Raw genomic sequence first — 16,055 nt, forward strand, 5'->3', positions numbered from 1 at the left:
AGGTAGCGGCGGGGTCCGACAATTTTCGGCGGCAGCGGTGTCCCGGCGCGACGGCGGTGCACAGTCCGATGTGGCCAGTTCTCCGTCATTCGCCGGAAAACATCGAGCAGAGAACGGAATCCCGCACTCAGCCGAGCAATCGGCGAAGGAAATCCCGGTACGCCTCATGCAAAAACTGGCACACCTCCACCGCCGCGTCGACGTCCCCGCCCAGCATTCCGCCCGCCAGCAAGCGATGCCGCTCCAGATCGTCCCGATCCATCACATGTCCCTTGGGATCGATCTGCACGATCTGCTCGATCTCCGCGGTGTGCTCGTCCCACAGCCGGATCAACGATTCGGACCCCGTCGCCTGCACCAAAGCCCGGTGCAGCGCATGGTCTGATTCGCTGAGTTCCTGCCCCGCCTCCACGGTCTTCTCCAGCCGTTCCAGCGCCTCGCGCACCGTTGCCTGGCCCTCGGAGGAGACCCCGCGCCGACGGGCCAGCTGGAGGGCTCCGACTTCCAGGACTTCCCGCACCAGGTCGATGTCGGTCAGCGAACGCTGCACCTCCTGCGACTGCGCGGCCACGTCCTTCTCGGTCACGAACGCGCCCCGGCCCACCTGGATCTCGACCAGTCCCAGCGAGCTCAGCATCCCCAGCGCTTCCCGCACCACCGGCCGCGAGACTTCGAATTCCAGCGCCAGCCTCCGCTCCGACGGCAGCTTGCTCCCGCCCGGGTACCTGCCGTGCCGGATGCCCCGGAAAAGCTCGTCCGCCACCCGCGCGCGCTGCGTGCTGAAGGCCACCGCCTCCTCCTTCTCCCCTGTCGTGCCGGAGGTTCCCCCGCCACGGCAGCTTAGGCCGCTCCCGCCGGCCGCGACCGGCGGAGCAAACTGGTATTACCGGTATTGCCTCTGTCCGGTTTTGAGCTTAGCCTTCGTCCACGGCACCCGACCACTGCAGGCAGAGGAGCAAGCGTGGACGACAACCTCCCCCGCGCCGGGATCAGCCGGCGCGACGCGCTCAGACTGGCCGGGAGCGGCGCGGCCCTCCTCGGCACGACCTCGCTGCTGAGCGCCTGCGGCGGCAGCTCAGGCAGCCAGGACTTCAGCCTTCAGCTCGGCTGGGTCCCGGACGCCGAGTACTCCGGCTTCTTCATGGCCGCAGAGAACGGGCACTTCGCGAAGAACGGCCTGACCCCGAAGATCCTCCCCGGCGGCCCGACGACCAGCCCGGAACCGATCGTCCTCACCGGCAAGGCGCTGCTCGCGGTCGAACCGGTCCCGGAGAACGTCGCGAACGCCGCGCAGCGCGGCAACGACCTCAAGATCGTCGGCGCGCAGTTCCAGCGCAGCCCCGAATGCTGGGTCTCGCTGGCCAAAGCACCGGTCAAGACGCCGGGCGACATCGTCGGCAAGAAGCTCGGCATCACGCTGTCCGGCAAGAACACCGCGCTGGCGTTCCTCCGGAAGAACGGCGTCGACCCGGCGAAAGTCACGCTCGTGCCGATCAGTTTCGACCCCGCTCCCCTGGTCGCCGGCGAGATCGACGCACTGTGGGGCATCGCGACCAATCAGCCGGTGACGCTCGGCGAAAAGGGCACCCAGACGCACACCATGCTGCTGGCGGACTACGGCTTCAACCGGATGCAGGACGTCCTGGTGACCACCGGTGCCGCGCTGAAGGATCCGGACAAGGCGGCGTTGCTGAAGAAAGTCGTCGCGGCGAGCCAACAGGGATGGCAGGACGCGCTGGGCAATCCGGCCGCTGCCGCGCAGACGACCGTGACGAAGTACGGCAAATCCCTTGGCCTGACGGCGACTTCGCAGGTCAAGACGCTCGAAGCGATGAAGCCGTTTATGCAGCCGACAGCGGGCGGCCCGGTGCTCACCATGTCCGACGCGCTGATCAAGGACACCGTCAACGCGCTGCAGAACATCGTCGGTGTCAAAACTTCGCCCTCCTTGTTCACCAATGAACTCTTCTGACGCCATGGCCGCCCAAGGCGGCCTCGACCTGTCCTGCGTGACGAAGACCTTCCACGACGGCAAGCAGCAGGTCGAAGCCGTCCGCGAGTTCTCACTGACCGCGCCGAAGGGAGCGTTCGCCGGGATCATCGGCCCGTCCGGCTGCGGCAAATCCACCGTGCTGCGCATGCTGGCCGACCTCGACACTCCGACGTCCGGCACGATCTCCGTCAACGGCACCGCTCCGCGAGAACTCCGTTCGCAGCACGGGATCGGCGTCGCCTTCCAGGACGCGGGCCTGCTCCCCTGGCGCAGTGTCGAAGCGAACATCACCTTGCCGTTGCAGGTCGCCCGGCGAACGCCGGACCCGCGGGACGTCGCCGAGCTCATCGATCTGGTCGGCCTGTCCGGCTTCGAGAAATCGCGGCCGTCCCGGCTTTCCGGCGGCATGCGGCAGCGAGCCGCGCTGGCCCGCGCGCTGATCAACCACCCGAGCCTGCTGCTGCTCGACGAACCGTTCGGCGCGCTCGACGATCTCACCCGGCAGCGGCTGAACTTCGAACTGCAGCGGATGTGGCTGGACCGCGGCACCACGACCGTCCTGGTCACGCACAGCATTTCCGAGGCGGTGCTGCTGTGCGACACCGTCGTGGTGATGAGCCCGCGACCCGGCACGATCTCTAAGGTCGTCACGATCGATCTCCCCCGGCCGCGCACCGCCGCGACGCTGCGCGAACCGAAGTTCCACGAGTTGTGCGACGAATTGTCGGCGGTGCTGTTCGAGAACCCGGCGGGCAGCTGAATGCCCCGGCGCACGATCCGCAGATACGGCGGTGCCGCTCTCGCCGCTGTCGTCGTCATCGCGCTGTGGCACCTGGTCTCGCTGTCCGGCCCGTACGCCAGCGTCGTTCCGTCACCGGTCGAACTCCTCCGGCAGATGTGGAGCGACCGCGGCTTCTACGGTCCCAACATCGCCGCGACGATCAGCGAAGCGGCGCAAGGGTTCTTGTGGGGCAACGTCCTCGCGATCGCCGCCGCCCTGCTGACGTCCCGGTACCGGATCCTGCAACGGGTGCTGGAACGGTTCGCGGTCACCGCGATCGCGTTGCCTCTGGTCGCCGTCGCGCCGATCCTGTCGATCCTGTTCTCCTCCGGGACGCCGAGCGTGATCCTGGCCGCCCAGTCGGTGGTGTTCCTGACCGTCGCCTCCGTCCTCTTAGGACTCCGGTCCGTCGGAGCCGGTTCGGTCGACGTCATCCGCGCCGCCGGCGGCAGCGAATGGACCGTACTGCGTCGCGCCCGGATCCCCGCCGCGCTGCCGAATCTGGTCGGCGGACTGCAGATCGCCGCACCGAGCGCGCTGCTCGGCGCGATCATCGGCGAGTACCTCGGCGCCGAGCACGGCCTCGGCGTGGCGATGATCCAGGCGCAGGGCGCGTTCCAGGTGGCCCGGCTCTGGGGTCTGCTCGTCGTGACGTCGCTGCTCGCCGCGATCTGCTACGCCGCGATCCCGCTGATCGCGAAACTGCTGGTTCCCGCGTTGCGCTCGGTCGAGACGACCCTTGGTGCGGCCGAACGCGCCGCGCCGAAACCGAGTGCGGCCCGGCGACTGCTTAGCGGCGGGCTCAGCCTGGTGAGCACCCTCGCGGTCATCCTCGCCGCTTGGTGGGGCGTGGCGATCCTGCTGCCGGGCGCGTCCTCGATCGCCCCGGCCCCGGACCGCGTCCTCCCCTACCTGCTCCACGGCCACACCTCGCTCGGCACCACGGACGCCGAATCGGCCCAGGCGCTCCCGTACATGCTCGGCCAGTTGCTCCGGACGCTCGGCGACACCGGGCTCGGCCTGTTCTCGGGCGTCGTGCTCGCGGTGCTGGTCTCGATCGCCGCCTTCGAGTTCAAGGCGGTCGAAAGCGCGGTCCTCGGCGTGTCGGTCGCGCTGCGCTCCATTCCGATGCTCGCGATCATCCCGCTGCTCGCCTTGGTTTTCGGCCGGGGTCTGGTGGCGGTCACCGTGCTGATCGCGGTGATGACCTTCTTCCCGACTGTCGTCAACGTCCTGCTGGCCATGCGGGCGATTCCCGCCGCGGCCGAAGACATCCTGCGCTCCGCCGGAGCACCGCGCTGGCAAACGATCCTGCGGCTGCGGATTCCCTATGCCTTGCCGGGGCTTCTCGCGTCGGTCAAGATCGCGATTCCCGTTTCGATCGGCGCCGCGATGGTCGCCGAATGGCTGTCGACCGGCAGCGGCCTCGGCGCGACGCTCACCGTCGCCGCCGCGGTCTACGACTACGACTTCATCTGGGGCGCGGTCTTCCTGATCCTGCTGACCTCGCTCGCGGCGTACCACCTCGCCGCCGCGGCGGAAGCCAGACTGGCCGCCCGCCGCTCCTGAATGCCGCTGACCCCGCGTCCCTCGACGCGGGCGGAGAGGAGAAGCAATGCCACGCACCGTGCTGACGAACGGGCGGCTCAACGGAGCCCCGGAGGCACAGACGCTGGTGATCGAGGACGGACGGATCGCGAAGGTCCTCGCCACGGCGCCGCCCGCCGAGGACGGAGAGGAGCGGATCGACCTGGCCGGCCAGATCGTCCTCCCCGGTTTCGTGGACGGGCACGCCCACCTGGACATGAGCCTGTGGGGCGAACCGTGGGTCCGGCGCACGTCTGAGGCCATCACGATGGAGCAGATGTTCGCCGACACGCTGCAGGACTGGCGGGAAACCACGACGCCCAGCGCGCTGCGCGGCGGCCGGTTCCTCGCCGAATGCATCCGCCACGGGTCGACCAACGTGCGCACTTTCGCCAATGTCGCTCCGGAAATCGGGCTCGAAGGCGTGCACGGGATGCTCGAGGTGCGCGCGGCTTTTGCCGAACAGGTCGATCTGGAGATCATCGCCTTCGGGCAGATCGGCGTCCTCAGCCATCCCGGAACCGCCGACTTCCTCGACGAAGCTCTCAAGCTCGGCATCGACGGGGTCGCCGGAGTCGACCCGGCCGGAATCGACGGGGACGCCAAGGCCTCCCTCGACACCGTTTTCGGGCTGGCGGGCAAGTACGGCGTCGCGGTGGACTTCCACCTGCACGAGACCGGAGAACTCGGCCGGTGGCTGATCAGGCAGATCGCCGAACGCACGAAAGCGCTGGGCCTGCAAGGGAAAGTGTCCCTGTGCGACGTCTTCTGCCTCGCCGAGCCCTGGCCGACGCCGGACCAGCTCGCCGAGACCAGCCACGTCCTGGCCGACGCGGGAATCGCCGTCGCGGTCGGCGTGCACGGCCTCCTGCCGGTGCCGGACGTGCGGCGGCTGGCCGAGTTCGGCGTCCCGATGTGCCTCGGTTCGGATTCGTCGCGAAGCCGCTGGTCGCCGTGGGGCGACGGCGACATCCTCGCGCGGGCGATGATGCTGTCGTACAAGTCCTACTTCCGCCGCGACGAGGATCTGGAGTTCGCGCTGTCGATGACTTCCCAGCGGGGGCGGGCTGCTTTCGGTTACGAGAAGGCCGATCTTGCCGCAGGCGATGTCGCTGATCTTGTTGTGCTGCCAGGAGAAGCGCTCGGCGAACTCGTCGTGCTTCCGCCTCCGCGCAGTCTGGTGATGAAGCGGGGAAGGATCGTCGCGCGCGACGGGGTGCTCACGCAAAGTCCTTCCCTGATCGGGTAACCGGCCGAGAGATCAGTAGAAGCCGTCTCGCCGCACCGGCGCGGGCCTCGGGTCGTACCCGAGGTCCGTGCTGATCGCCGCCGCGGTTTCGAGCAGCACCGGAACGGTTTCCTTGCGCAGCCGCTCCGGCGCGAGCCGCCCGGTGGCCGTCGACGAGGCGAGCGCCGCGACGACCGCACCGGTCCGGTCGCGCACCGGGGCCGACGCGGACAGCAGGCCCTCCTCCAGCTCTCCGTCCACAACGGACAGACCGGCGTCGCGCACCGCGGAGAGTTCGAGCCGCAGCTTCGCCGGATCGGTGACGGTGCGCGCGGTGTACGGCCGCAGCGGCACCTCCTCCAGGTAGCGGGTGATCCGCTCCGGCCCCGCCCACGCCAGCAGCACCCGGCCCATCGAGGTCGCGTGCGCGGGCAGCCGGGTGCCGACCGCGACGTTGATGCTCATGATCCGCCGCACCGGCACCCGCGCGACGTAGACCGCTTCGTTGGCGTCGAATTCCGCCAGCGACGCCGACTCCCCCGTCGCCTCGGCCAGCCGCAGCAGGTGCGGGTGCGCCAGGTCGATCATCGCCCGGGTCGCCGTGTAGTGCTGGCCGATCGTCAGCACGCGCGGGGTGAGCGACCAGCGAGGTCCGTCGCTGGTCACGTAGCCCATCCGCTGCAGGGTCAGCAGCAGGCGGCGCACCGCCGGACGCGACAGGTTCGTCGCCGTCGCCAGTTCGGTGAGCGTGGGGTTGGTGCGCTCCTCGTCGAAGGCGAGGAGCACGGCGAACCCGCGCTCCAGGCTCTGCACGAAGTCGCGCTCGTTTCCGGCTGCCGTCACGCTCCGCAGTATTTCACCCGCTCCGGGCACGGCCTTGACCTCCGCCGCCTCCTGATGCATCCTTCCTCTCACTGCACGCATAGCGTTCACTTCGTACGCATAGCGTACATCGCACGAGGAGGTGCGAGATGACGGTTCCGTCCCGCGAACTGCGCGACGCGTTCGGCCGGTTCGCCACCGGGGTCACCGTGGTGACCTGCCGCAACGACCAGGACGCCCCGCACGGGGCCACGGTCAACGCGTTCACCGCGGTCTCGCTCGAACCCGCGTTGTGCCAGGTCACGCTCACCCGGCAATCGAAGGCCTGCAGCTACCTCGACGGCGCCGCCTTCGCCGTCAACGTGCTCGGCGCGGACCAGGCAGACACCGCCTGGCACTTCGCCGGACGCCCGGCCGATCCCGGGCCAGAGTGGGCCGAAGGGCCGGTCGCGCCGGTCCTGGTCGGCTCCGCCGCGGTGTACTCCTGCCGGCCGTGGCGCACCTACGACGGCGGCGACCACCTGATCGTGGTCGGCGAAGTCGTCGACATCGCCGTCGCAGACCGGCAGCCGCTGCTGTTCTACGCCGGCGCGTTCCGCGAACTCGGCCCCCGCGAGACCGGCACCCACTGGGGCGGCTCGCTCGACTGCCCCGAGGCGGGCTGGTTCGGCGCCTCGACCACGTTCACCCCGCTGCGCCCGCACGCGGCTTGACCCTCATCCGAAAGGACATCGCGATGACCATCGAGCAGGACCGCTCCGCGGCCGCCGCCCCCACCGCTTCCGCGCCGATGACCGGCGACGAGTACATCCAGTCCATTCAGGACGGACGCGAGGTGTGGATCTACGGCGAGCGCGTCAAGGACGTCACGACGCACCCGGCCTTCCGCAACCCGGTCCGGATGACCGCCCGGCTGTACGACGCGCTGCACTCGCCCGACACCCGCGACGCGCTGACCGTGCCGACCGACACCGGCAACGGCGGCGTCACGCACCCGTTCTTCCGCAGCCCGCACACCGTGGACGACCTGCTCGCCGACCGCCGCGCGATCGAAACCTGGTCGCGGATGACGTACGGCTGGATGGGCCGCAGCCCCGACTACAAGGCCAGCTTCCTCGGCACGCTAGGCGCGAACTCCGACTTCTACGCGCCGTTCGAGGACAACGCGAAGCGCTGGTATAAGGAGTCGCAGGAGAAGGTCCTGTACTGGAACCACGCGATCATCAACCCGCCGGTCGACCGGAACCTGCCGCCGGACGAGGTCGGCGACGTGTTCATGAAGGTCGAGAAGGAGACCGACGCGGGCCTGATCGTCTCCGGGGCGAAGGTCGTCGCCACCGGTTCGGCCATCACGAACTACAACTTCATCGCCCACTACGGGCTGCCGATCAAGAAGAAGGAGTTCGCGCTCATCTGCACGGTGCCGATGGACGCGCCGGGCGTGAAGCTCATCTGCCGCACCTCCTACACGCAGCAGGCCGCGGTGATGGGCAGCCCGTTCGACTACCCGCTGTCCTCCCGGATGGACGAGAACGACACCATCTTCGTGTTCGACAAGGTGCTCGTGCCGTGGGAGAACGTGTTCCTCTACGGCGACATCGAGAAGATCAACGGGTTCTTCCCGGTCTCCGGCTTCATCCCGCGCTTCACCTTCCACGGCTGCGTCCGGCTCGCCACGAAGATCGACTTCATCGCCGGGCTGCTGCTCAAAGCACTGGAGATCACCGGCAGCAAGGACTTCCGCGGCGTGCAGACCCGGGTCGGCGAGGTCGTCGGCTGGCGCAACACGTTCTTCGCGCTCGCCGACGCGATGGCGCGCAATCCGGACGAGTGGACCAACGGGACGCTGCTGCCCAAGCTCGACTACGGCCTCACCTACCGGATGCTGATGATCCAGGCGTACCCGCGCATCAAGGAGATCATCGAATCCGACGTGGCCAGCGGCCTGATCTACCTCAACTCGCATTCGGTCGACTTCAAGACCCCCGAGGTGCGGCCGTACCTGGACAAGTACGTGCGCGGCTCCAACGGCTACGAGGCGGTCGACCGGGTCAAGGTCATGAAGGCGCTGTGGGACGCGGTCGGCTCGGAATTCGGCGGACGGCACGAACTCTACGAGCGCAACTACTCCGGCAACCACGAGAACGTCAAGGCGGAGCTGCTGTTCGCCGCCGAGGCCCAGGGCACCACCGAGTCAATGAAGGGCTTGGCCGAGCAGTGCCTGTCCGAATACGACCTCGACGGCTGGACCGTGCCGGACCTGATCGGCAACGACGACGTCTCGTTCCTCAAGAAGCGGGGTTCTTGATCCGCCGCGGCGCCTCCGCGTTCCCCGGGGGCGCCGCGGTTCCCACCACTGTCCGGTCTCGGGAGGTTCGCGTGAGCACTGTTTTCTGGCACGGCACCGCCGAGGTGCCGGACGGCTGGGGCCGGTCCGTCGTGGCGCTCGGCGTTTTCGACGGACTGCACCGCGGTCACCAGCGCGTGCTCGAGCGCGCTGTGCGCCTCGGCCGGGAGCGCGGCGCGCCGGTGGTCCTCACGACCTTCGACCCGCACCCGGCGACTATTGCCGGGCGGCCGCGCGACACCAGGCCGGTGGCGACGCTGGAACATCGTGCCGAACTGGCGCGGAGTCACGGTGCCGACGAGGTGCTGGTGCTCTCGTTCACCGAATGCCTCGCGCGGACGTCAGCCGAGGATTTCGTCGCGGACGTTCTGATGCGCGCCCTGCACGCCACCGCTGTGGTCACGGGCAGCAACTTCCGGTTTGGTCACCGCGGAGCCGGGGACACCGCCCTGTTGCGGAAGCTCGGGCCTGCCTGCGGCTTCACCGCACACGCCGTCGACCTGCTTCCTGGTTGTTCCTCGACGATGGTTCGCACGCTGGTCACGACCGGCGATCTTGCTGGTGCCGCAGCGGTTCTCGGCCGTCCGCACCGGGTGCACGGGACTGTCGAAGGGGAAATCTTCACGCCGTGCACCACGTTGTTACCGCCGCCGGGGAAATACTGGGCGCACACCCCGCACGGCGACCGGACTGTCGCGGTGGAGGCCGGCCTGCTGATCGCCGATTTACCGGACGGGCCCACGGCGGTGGATCTCGTCGGCGCGAGGTGAACCCGCGGCCGGGTCCGCCCAGGTGGTGGACACGATTGCGTCCGGATGCGAGGAGCGGTCCACTCGGCCCGTCCATTCTTCTCGCGGAAGGATCCTCATGTCCGTCACCGACGAGCTTCTGGCCAACAACGCCGCGTACGCCGCGAATTTCACCGGGCCGCTCCCCTTGCCGCCCGCCAAGCACGTCGCGGTGCTCGCTTGCATGGACGCCCGACTCAACGTCTACGGGGTGCTCGGCCTCACCGAAGGCGACGCGCACGTCATCCGCAACGCGGGCGGCGTCGTCACCGAGGACGAGATCCGTTCTCTCGCCATCAGCCAGCGGCTGCTCGGCACCACGGAAATCATTCTGATCCACCACACCGACTGCGGCATGCTCACTTTCGGCGACGACGAATTCCGGAACTCGATCCGGCGGGAAACCGGCATCAAGCCCGCTTGGGCCGCCGAGGCTTTCACCGACATCGAGGAGGACGTCCGCCAGTCCCTCGCGCGGATCCGGACCAGTCCCTTCATTCCGCACCAGGATTCGGTCCGGGGCTTCGTTTTCGACGTCGCCACCGGGAAACTCGCCGAAGTCCGCTAGGCGAGGAACGCGTGCGGGTCGGTGTAGAGCGCGTCCAGTTGCACCGCCCCGGCGGCGACGCCGAGCAGGTCCCGGCCGGGGAAACTCGTCGGGAGCACTCGGCTCGCCGCGTCGACGCGTCCCCGGGAGCGGGCCGACACCTCCGCGCGCACCGCGTCGCGGCAGGCGGGCAGGTCCGCGATTCCCGGTTCGGCGACCACCAGCACCTCGGGGTTGACCACGTCGAACAACAGCGCCGCGGCCCGGCCGATCGTGCGGGCGCGGCCGAGCAGGACGTCGAGCGCGACCCGATCGCCGGACCCGGCCGCCTCGACCAAGTCCACAATGGACACTCGCCCGGCGCGAGCGGTGACCGCCCATTCGGCCGCGTCGGCCTCGAAACAACCGGACCGGCCGCAGGCGCACCGCGTGCCCGGCGCGCCGAGCGGGAGGTGCGCGACGGTGCCCGCCGCCGAGCCCGGGCCGCGGTACAGCCGGCCGCCGGACACGATCGCGGCGTCGACCACGTTGCCGACGAACAGGTGCACCAGCGATCCGCACCCGCGCGCGGCGCCGAACATCGCCTCCGCCGAGGCCAGCGCGCGGGCGTGCCCGTCGACCCGGGTGGGCAGGCCGGACAGCTCCGCCAGGATCGGCCCGGCGGGCACGTCGTACCAGCCGAGCGAGGAATGCTCGACCAGCACGCCGGTGTCCGGGTCGACCCACCCGCCGCTGGCCACGCCGAGCCCCACCGGGATCCGGCCCTTCTCGTGGTGCTGCCGGAATTCCCGCAGCCGCGCCGCTGTCCCGGCGAGGATCCGCCCGGGTTCGCCGCCGGGATGCGGCACCTGCTCCGAGGCCAAGACCCGCCCGCGCAGGTCCAGTGCGGCGAGGGTGGCGAAGTGGTGGGCGATGTGGACTCCGAACACCACGTGCCGGTCGGCGGCGATGTCGAGTTCAGTCCGGGGCCGGCCGGCCCGGCGGTCCGGAGGCTGAGCTGCCGGGCGCGCGGCGAGGAGGCCGAGGCCGGCGAGGCTCGCGCACTGCCTGCTGACTCCGGCCGGGCTGAGGCCGGTCAGTTCCGCGATGGCGTCGCGGGCCAGCGGGCCGCGCGCGAGCACGGTCCGGAGCACGGCCGCGGCGGAGGTGCTGCCGTGGTCGCGCGCTAGAACACTCGTCGTCATCGGTCAGCTCCCGGCTCGCTCTTCACGTCCGGCGCCGGTCTCGCCGGTCAGCTTGTGATCGGATCCGCGCCCGGGTGCAGCGGCGGCCCGATCGCCAGGCTGGACGCCGGAGCCCGTCCCTTCCCCCACCCGAGCCGTTCCCGGTAGCTGCCCAGCAAGCCGCCGTCCGTCAGCAGATCGGCGTCCTTCGCCAGCGCCCCCTCCGGTTCCGGGGACGTCCGCGGCGAGACGAACAACGCGTCGACCGGGCAGTTCGCCTCGCAGTGGAAGCACGTCTGGCAATCGTCGTGCCTGCTGATCACCGGAATGCCGTCCGCACCGCGATCGAAGACGTTCGTCGGGCAGACCGTGATGCACTTGTCGCACGCGATGCAGCGCTCCGCGGACACCAGTTCGATCACGACACCGCCTCCACGACTGTCCTTTCCGGACGAACCCAAACCGTGTCGAGACCGCCGGTGTGCAGCCGATGCTGCTGCGCCGGGTCCTGCGAACGGAAATCGAGCCGCTTCGCCATCCCCCGCGTCTCCGTACGAGCCAGCGCCGACCGGTACATCCAGCGCGCGTGCGCGGCCATCGCCGCCGCCTGCCGGGTGCGGACGGACAGTTCGCCGGTGCCGCCCAGCGACGTTCGCAGCCGCGTCCAGATGTCGTCCAGCGAGGCGAGCGCCGGGGTCAGGACATTCCCGTGGCGCAGGTAATTCTTCTCGTAGGGCAGGACTTCGCGCTGAATCGCGGCGATCACCTCGCGATGGTCGCCGTCGCCTCGCCCGCCCGGCCGAAGCCCGGCCTCGCCGAGGGCGAGCGTCCGGCGGCCGTGCGCGCGGGAACCGAGCGACCGGGCGTAACGGGCGGCTCCCCGTCCGGCCCAGGTGCCCGACGACATCGCCCAGGCGGCGTTGTGGCTGCCGCCGCCGGTGAAACCGCCGCAGATCAGTTCGCGAGTGGCCGCGTCGCCCGCGGCGTACAGGCCGGGAACTGTGGTGGCGCAGTCGTCCGAGACAATGCGGATGCCGCCGGTTCCGCGGACCGTGCCCTCGGCGATCAGGGTGATCGGGAACTTCTCGGCGAACGGGTCGATGCCCATCCGGTCGAAGGCGAGGAAGAAGTTCGGCTGGGCCAGCCGCATCGCCGCGCGGGACTGCTCGTCGGCCCGGTCCAGACGGCAGTACACCTTGCCGCGCAGCAGTTCCCGCGCGATCGGCGAGCGCCGGACGCCGCTGGCTCCCTCGAGCACGCTGCCGTCGGCCCGGAAGAACGTGGCGAAATGGTAGAACGCGGTCTTGGTGACCGACGTGCCTTCCGGCGCGATGCCGTAGGCGTTGGAGAACTCCATGCCGGACAGGTCGGCCCCGGCCTCGGCGGCGAACAGCGCGCCGTCCCCGGTGTTGACGTCGCAGCCCAGCGCCTTGGACAGGAACGCGCAGCCGCCGGTGGCCAGCACGACCGCGCCGGCCCGCACCCGGTAGTCCTGCCTGCCGTGGCGCTGGTAGCCGGCCGCGCCCGCGACCGCCCCGGAGGGATCGGCGAGCAGTTCGGTCACCGGGCTGTGGTCGAGGATCCGCACCCCGGCGCGCCGGACGAGCGCCCGCATGCGGCGCAGGTATTCCGGGCCGTGCAGCCCGTTGCGGAGCTGGCGTCCGTCCGGGCTGACGGGGAACGGGAACCGGGCGGCGACCGCGAGTTCGTTGACCCGTTCGTAGGTCTCGTCCAGCACCCGGGCCGCCCACCGCCGGTCGGCGAGCCTGCCGCCGAGCTCCTCGCGGGAGTCCATCGCCGCCTCCCGCGCGGCCGGGTCCGGGGGCACGTACCAGACGCCGGTGCCCGCGGCGGCCGTCGCGCCGCTGGTTCCGCAGTAGCCTTTGTCCGCCAGTACGACATCCGCGCCGTCGCGGGCCGCGTGCAGCGCCGCCCACGTCGCGGCCGGGCCGCCGCCCGCCACGAACACGTCGGCGGTCAAGTCGAGCGTTTCCATCAGACGGTCCCTTCCGTGCGCCAGGACGTGAACCGCCGTTCGACGGTCACGAGCAGCTGGTTGAACGCGACGCCGAGAACGGAGATCGCGACGATTCCGGCGTACATCTGCGGGATGGCGAAGTTGTACTGCGAGAAGTTGATCAGGTAGCCGAGCCCGGCCTTCGCGCCGACCATCTCCGCGGCGATCACGACGACGATCGCCGCCGCGCCTGCGAGCCGGATCCCGGTGAAAATCGTGGGCACCGACGCGGGCAGCACCACCCGGGCGAACAGCCGCGGCGCGGACAGGTCCAGCGAACGCGCCAGCTTGAGCAGGGTCGGGTCGACCGAGCGCACCGCGCTGATGGTGTTGAGCAGGATCGGCCAGGTGCAGGCGTAGAAGACGATGGCGATCTTCGACGTCTCGCCGATGCCGAGGATCAGCACGAACACCGGCAACAGCGCCAGCGCCGCGGTGTTGAGGAACACCTGCACCAGCGGGGTCAGCACGTCCGAAACCGGTTTGTACCAGCCGATCAGGACGCCGAGCGGCACCGCAGTCACGACGGCGAGGGCGAATCCGGCCAGCGACCGGGTGAGGCTGGCCCCGGCGTTGGCGGCGAGCTGCCCGTTGCCCGCCAAATCCGCCAGCGCGCCGAGGACGGTGTGGAACGGCGGCAGGAAAACCGGGTCCACCAGGCCCGTGCGCGGGGCGATCTCCCACGCCGCGAGCAGCAGGATCAACGCGATGCTCTTCACGAAGACGGCTTGGAAACGGCCGCGTCCGGCGCGGGGCCGGGTTGCCGCGGGCTCAGTCCGCTCGGTTCTCGTGGTCTCCGGGACAGTAGTGACGCTCATGCTCCGACGGCCTCCTTCTCCAGTTCGTGCGCCCGGGCCACCTCGTCGTGCAGCAGTTCCCAGATCGCGTGCCGGTACCGGGCGAACTCGCCGGTCGAGCGGACGTCCGCCACTTCGTCGCGCCTCGGCAGATCGATCTCGACCACGCTCTTCACCTGGCCCGGCCGCGACGTCAGGACCACGACGCGCTGTCCTAAATAGACGGCCTCGTCGATGCTGTGGGTGATGAACAGGACAGTTTTCCCGGTACGCCGCCAGATCCGCAGCAGCTCGTCCTGCAGCGACTCCCGGGTCTGGGCGTCCAGCGCGGCGAACGGCTCGTCCATCAGCAGCACGTCCGGGTCGTAGGCGAGGCTGCGCGCGATGGCGACGCGCTGTTTCATGCCGCCGGACAGTTCGTGCGGATGCCGGTCGGCGAATTCCAGCAGCCCGACGAGATCGAGGTACTCCCTCGCCCGCCGCGCCCGGTCGGCCCGGCGCACCCCGGTCGCCTCCAGGCCGAATTCGACGTTGCCCTGCGCGGTGCGCCACGGCAGCAACGCGTACTGCTGGAACACGATCCCCCGGTCCCGCCCGGGTCCGCGCACCGGCGCCCCGTCGAGCTGGATCAGCCCGGTGTCCGGTTCGGCGAGCCCGCCGAGCAGGTCCAGTAGCGTCGATTTGCCGCAGCCGCTCGGCCCGACGATCACCGCGAACTCGCCCGCTCCGATCTCCAGGTCGATCCCGGCGAGCGCGGTCAGCTCGCCGCCGGATCCCCGTGCCGGAAAGGTTTTGCCGACGTCGGCGAACCTGATTCCGCTGTGCACCCCGCTCATCACTGGCCCTTCGCGTACGAGTTGAACTTGTTGGTGTAGAGGTCGCCCGCCTTGACCGAGCCCGGCCGGATGTCGCCGCGCCCGCCCAGCCAGTCGATCCAGAGCTGCAGTTCCTTGTCGGTGATCACGCCGCCGTTGTCCGCGACGCCCCAGGAATCCCAATACTTCAGCGGGTCGGTGTCTTCGTTCCGGTTGCGGCCCTTGACGATCTTCGTGAAGCGTTCGATCACCTTCTCGCGCGGCGTGGTCTTGCTCCATTCGATGGCCTTGGCCACTCCGCTGACGAACGTGCGCACGGTGTCCGGATTGCGTTCGATGAAGTCCTTTCGCAGCACGTAGGTCCCGGCGGTGAACGCGCCGAGCAGCTCGTAATCGGTGAACAACGGCCGGATGCCGCCGCGGGCGAGCGCCTTGTCGCGCAGGATGCCGTCCAGCACGGCCACCTCGATGTTGCCTTGGCGCAGCGATTGTTCGGTGTTCACCGGGGGCAGCGCGACCGGTTCCGCCTTCGCGATGTCCTCTTTGGACACTCCGTGGCGCTGGAGGTAGATGTCGAGCATCGCCTCGGAGTGCGCGCCGAGGGTGTTCATGCCGATCTTCTTGCCCGCCAGGTCGCGCGGGCCGCGGATCGGGCTGTTTTCCAGCACGTAGAAGCCGTTGAACTCCAGCTTGTCCACGCCGTAGTAGCCGAGCACCGAGGTGATCGGGGCCCCGGCCGCGGCGAGTTTGACGACCGCTCCGTTGAACGCGCCGCCGAAGTCCACCTGGCCGGTCGCCGCGGACTGGATGTCCTGCGGCCCGCTGATCGTGTCGCCCACCCACTGCAGCGTCACGTCGCCGAGGTAGCCCAGGTCGGCGGCGAGTTCGGGCGGCGTGACCTGGCCCGCCCAGCCCTGGTAGCGCAGGGTTTTCGTGGTGCCGCCGCTCGCCGCGGCGCAGCCGGCCGCCGTCGCCGCGAGCCCCGCGAGGGCAAGTCCCAGAAAGTTCCTTCGGCTCGTGGTCACGGTGGCACGTCCTTTTTTCGACCAGGGGAAAAGGGAGCACGGAATTGCCGGAAGCGGCGTGCGGATCAGGCTGGCAGCAGGATTTCCGGCAGGCAACGACGTCCCACATCCCGGACTCGGGCCCGCTGCCCGGATTCTGGGACGA

General features: G+C 69.7%; 16 protein-coding genes. 8 read left to right on the top strand and 8 right to left on the bottom strand.

What is annotated here, in order from left to right; translation table 11 throughout:
• Positions 1-127: 127 nt before the first annotated feature.
• Entirely contained in the window at positions 128-790 is a 663-nt protein-coding gene (locus ACWDNU_RS11910) for a FadR/GntR family transcriptional regulator (RefSeq protein ID WP_449668793.1), read from the bottom strand.
• A 171-nt stretch (positions 791-961) separates the two neighbouring features.
• Here ACWDNU_RS11910 and ACWDNU_RS11915 point away from each other — a divergent pair, with 171 nt between their 5' ends.
• The 4 genes from ACWDNU_RS11915 to ACWDNU_RS11930 are packed head-to-tail and all read left to right on the top strand — an operon-like array spanning position 962 to position 5,610.
• A complete protein-coding gene (locus ACWDNU_RS11915; RefSeq protein WP_449668794.1) occupies positions 962-1,972 on the top strand; it encodes an ABC transporter substrate-binding protein in 1,011 nt (336 codons plus the stop codon).
• Positions 1,959-2,753: an ABC transporter ATP-binding protein gene (locus tag ACWDNU_RS11920; RefSeq protein ID WP_449668795.1), complete on the top strand. Its 795-nt coding sequence runs from the start codon at positions 1,959-1,961 to the stop codon at positions 2,751-2,753. The genes ACWDNU_RS11915 and ACWDNU_RS11920 overlap by 14 nt, the downstream gene beginning before the upstream one ends.
• Positions 2,754-4,343 carry an ABC transporter permease gene (locus ACWDNU_RS11925; RefSeq protein ID WP_449668796.1) on the top strand — a complete coding sequence of 530 codons (1,590 nt, stop codon included), beginning with the start codon at positions 2,754-2,756 and terminating at the stop codon, positions 4,341-4,343. It begins immediately after the preceding gene.
• A 46-nt stretch (positions 4,344-4,389) separates the two neighbouring features.
• Positions 4,390-5,610, top strand: a complete 1,221-nt coding sequence (locus ACWDNU_RS11930; RefSeq protein WP_449668797.1) for an amidohydrolase family protein — start codon at positions 4,390-4,392, stop codon at positions 5,608-5,610.
• 12 nt (positions 5,611-5,622) lie between these two features.
• On the opposite strand, the gene ACWDNU_RS11935 is transcribed toward ACWDNU_RS11930, so the two are convergent.
• Positions 5,623-6,432, bottom strand: coding sequence for an IclR family transcriptional regulator domain-containing protein (locus tag ACWDNU_RS11935; protein ID WP_449668798.1), 810 nt, complete (start codon positions 6,430-6,432; stop codon positions 5,623-5,625).
• Between the two features lie 128 nt (positions 6,433-6,560).
• Between ACWDNU_RS11935 and ACWDNU_RS11940 the strand changes: the two genes are divergently transcribed.
• From ACWDNU_RS11940 to ACWDNU_RS11955, 4 genes are all read left to right on the top strand, one after another.
• Positions 6,561-7,124 carry a flavin reductase family protein gene (locus ACWDNU_RS11940; protein WP_449668799.1) on the top strand — a complete coding sequence of 188 codons (564 nt, stop codon included), beginning with the start codon at positions 6,561-6,563 and terminating at the stop codon, positions 7,122-7,124.
• Between the two features lie 23 nt (positions 7,125-7,147).
• Positions 7,148-8,719: a 4-hydroxyphenylacetate 3-hydroxylase family protein gene (locus tag ACWDNU_RS11945; RefSeq protein WP_449668800.1), complete on the top strand. Its 1,572-nt coding sequence runs from the start codon at positions 7,148-7,150 to the stop codon at positions 8,717-8,719.
• Positions 8,720-8,790: 71 nt separating this feature from the next.
• Positions 8,791-9,528 carry an adenylyltransferase/cytidyltransferase family protein gene (locus ACWDNU_RS11950; protein ID WP_449668801.1) on the top strand — a complete coding sequence of 246 codons (738 nt, stop codon included), beginning with the start codon at positions 8,791-8,793 and terminating at the stop codon, positions 9,526-9,528.
• A 97-nt stretch (positions 9,529-9,625) separates the two neighbouring features.
• Positions 9,626-10,114: a beta-class carbonic anhydrase gene (locus ACWDNU_RS11955; protein WP_370937723.1), complete on the top strand. Its 489-nt coding sequence runs from the start codon at positions 9,626-9,628 to the stop codon at positions 10,112-10,114.
• Here the strand turns inward: ACWDNU_RS11955 and ACWDNU_RS11960 are convergent.
• Genes ACWDNU_RS11960 through ACWDNU_RS11985 form a run of 6 tightly spaced genes read right to left on the bottom strand, consistent with a single transcriptional unit; the run spans position 10,111 to position 15,910 of the window.
• Positions 10,111-11,277, bottom strand: a complete 1,167-nt coding sequence (locus tag ACWDNU_RS11960; RefSeq protein WP_449668802.1) for an ROK family protein — start codon at positions 11,275-11,277, stop codon at positions 10,111-10,113. The two genes, ACWDNU_RS11955 and ACWDNU_RS11960, sit on opposite strands and share 4 nt — an antisense overlap.
• 47 nt (positions 11,278-11,324) lie before the next feature.
• Complete coding sequence (locus tag ACWDNU_RS11965) at positions 11,325-11,678, bottom strand: 4Fe-4S dicluster domain-containing protein (protein ID WP_449668803.1); 354 nt, start codon at positions 11,676-11,678, stop codon at positions 11,325-11,327.
• Complete coding sequence (locus ACWDNU_RS11970; protein WP_449668804.1) at positions 11,675-13,252, bottom strand: FAD-dependent oxidoreductase; 1,578 nt, start codon at positions 13,250-13,252, stop codon at positions 11,675-11,677. The genes ACWDNU_RS11965 and ACWDNU_RS11970 overlap by 4 nt, the downstream gene beginning before the upstream one ends.
• Positions 13,252-14,091 carry an ABC transporter permease gene (locus ACWDNU_RS11975; RefSeq protein WP_370937727.1) on the bottom strand — a complete coding sequence of 280 codons (840 nt, stop codon included), beginning with the start codon at positions 14,089-14,091 and terminating at the stop codon, positions 13,252-13,254. Before ACWDNU_RS11975 ends, ACWDNU_RS11970 begins: the two co-directional genes overlap by 1 nt.
• Entirely contained in the window at positions 14,088-14,906 is an 819-nt protein-coding gene (locus tag ACWDNU_RS11980; protein WP_449668805.1) for an ABC transporter ATP-binding protein, read from the bottom strand. Before ACWDNU_RS11980 ends, ACWDNU_RS11975 begins: the two co-directional genes overlap by 4 nt.
• A complete protein-coding gene (locus ACWDNU_RS11985; protein WP_370937729.1) occupies positions 14,906-15,910 on the bottom strand; it encodes an ABC transporter substrate-binding protein in 1,005 nt (334 codons plus the stop codon). The genes ACWDNU_RS11980 and ACWDNU_RS11985 overlap by 1 nt, the downstream gene beginning before the upstream one ends.
• Positions 15,911-16,055: the final 145 nt, after the last annotated feature.

It is taken from the genome of Amycolatopsis sp. NPDC003676, from assembly GCF_053587275.1.

Coding starts and splice junctions, on each gene's coding strand:
- ACWDNU_RS11920 (WP_449668795.1), top strand. CDS start 1,959: ATGAACTCTTCTGACGCCATGGCCGCCCAAGGCGGCCTCGACCTGTCC.
- ACWDNU_RS11925 (WP_449668796.1), top strand. CDS start 2,754: ATGCCCCGGCGCACGATCCGCAGATACGGCGGTGCCGCTCTCGCCGCT.
- ACWDNU_RS11930 (WP_449668797.1), top strand. CDS start 4,390: ATGCCACGCACCGTGCTGACGAACGGGCGGCTCAACGGAGCCCCGGAG.
- ACWDNU_RS11940 (WP_449668799.1), top strand. CDS start 6,561: ATGACGGTTCCGTCCCGCGAACTGCGCGACGCGTTCGGCCGGTTCGCC.
- ACWDNU_RS11945 (WP_449668800.1), top strand. CDS start 7,148: ATGACCATCGAGCAGGACCGCTCCGCGGCCGCCGCCCCCACCGCTTCC.
- ACWDNU_RS11955 (WP_370937723.1), top strand. CDS start 9,626: ATGTCCGTCACCGACGAGCTTCTGGCCAACAACGCCGCGTACGCCGCG.
- ACWDNU_RS11960 (WP_449668802.1), bottom strand. CDS start 11,277: ATGACGACGAGTGTTCTAGCGCGCGACCACGGCAGCACCTCCGCCGCG.
- ACWDNU_RS11970 (WP_449668804.1), bottom strand. CDS start 13,252: ATGGAAACGCTCGACTTGACCGCCGACGTGTTCGTGGCGGGCGGCGGC.
- ACWDNU_RS11975 (WP_370937727.1), bottom strand. CDS start 14,091: ATGAGCGTCACTACTGTCCCGGAGACCACGAGAACCGAGCGGACTGAG.
- ACWDNU_RS11980 (WP_449668805.1), bottom strand. CDS start 14,906: ATGAGCGGGGTGCACAGCGGAATCAGGTTCGCCGACGTCGGCAAAACC.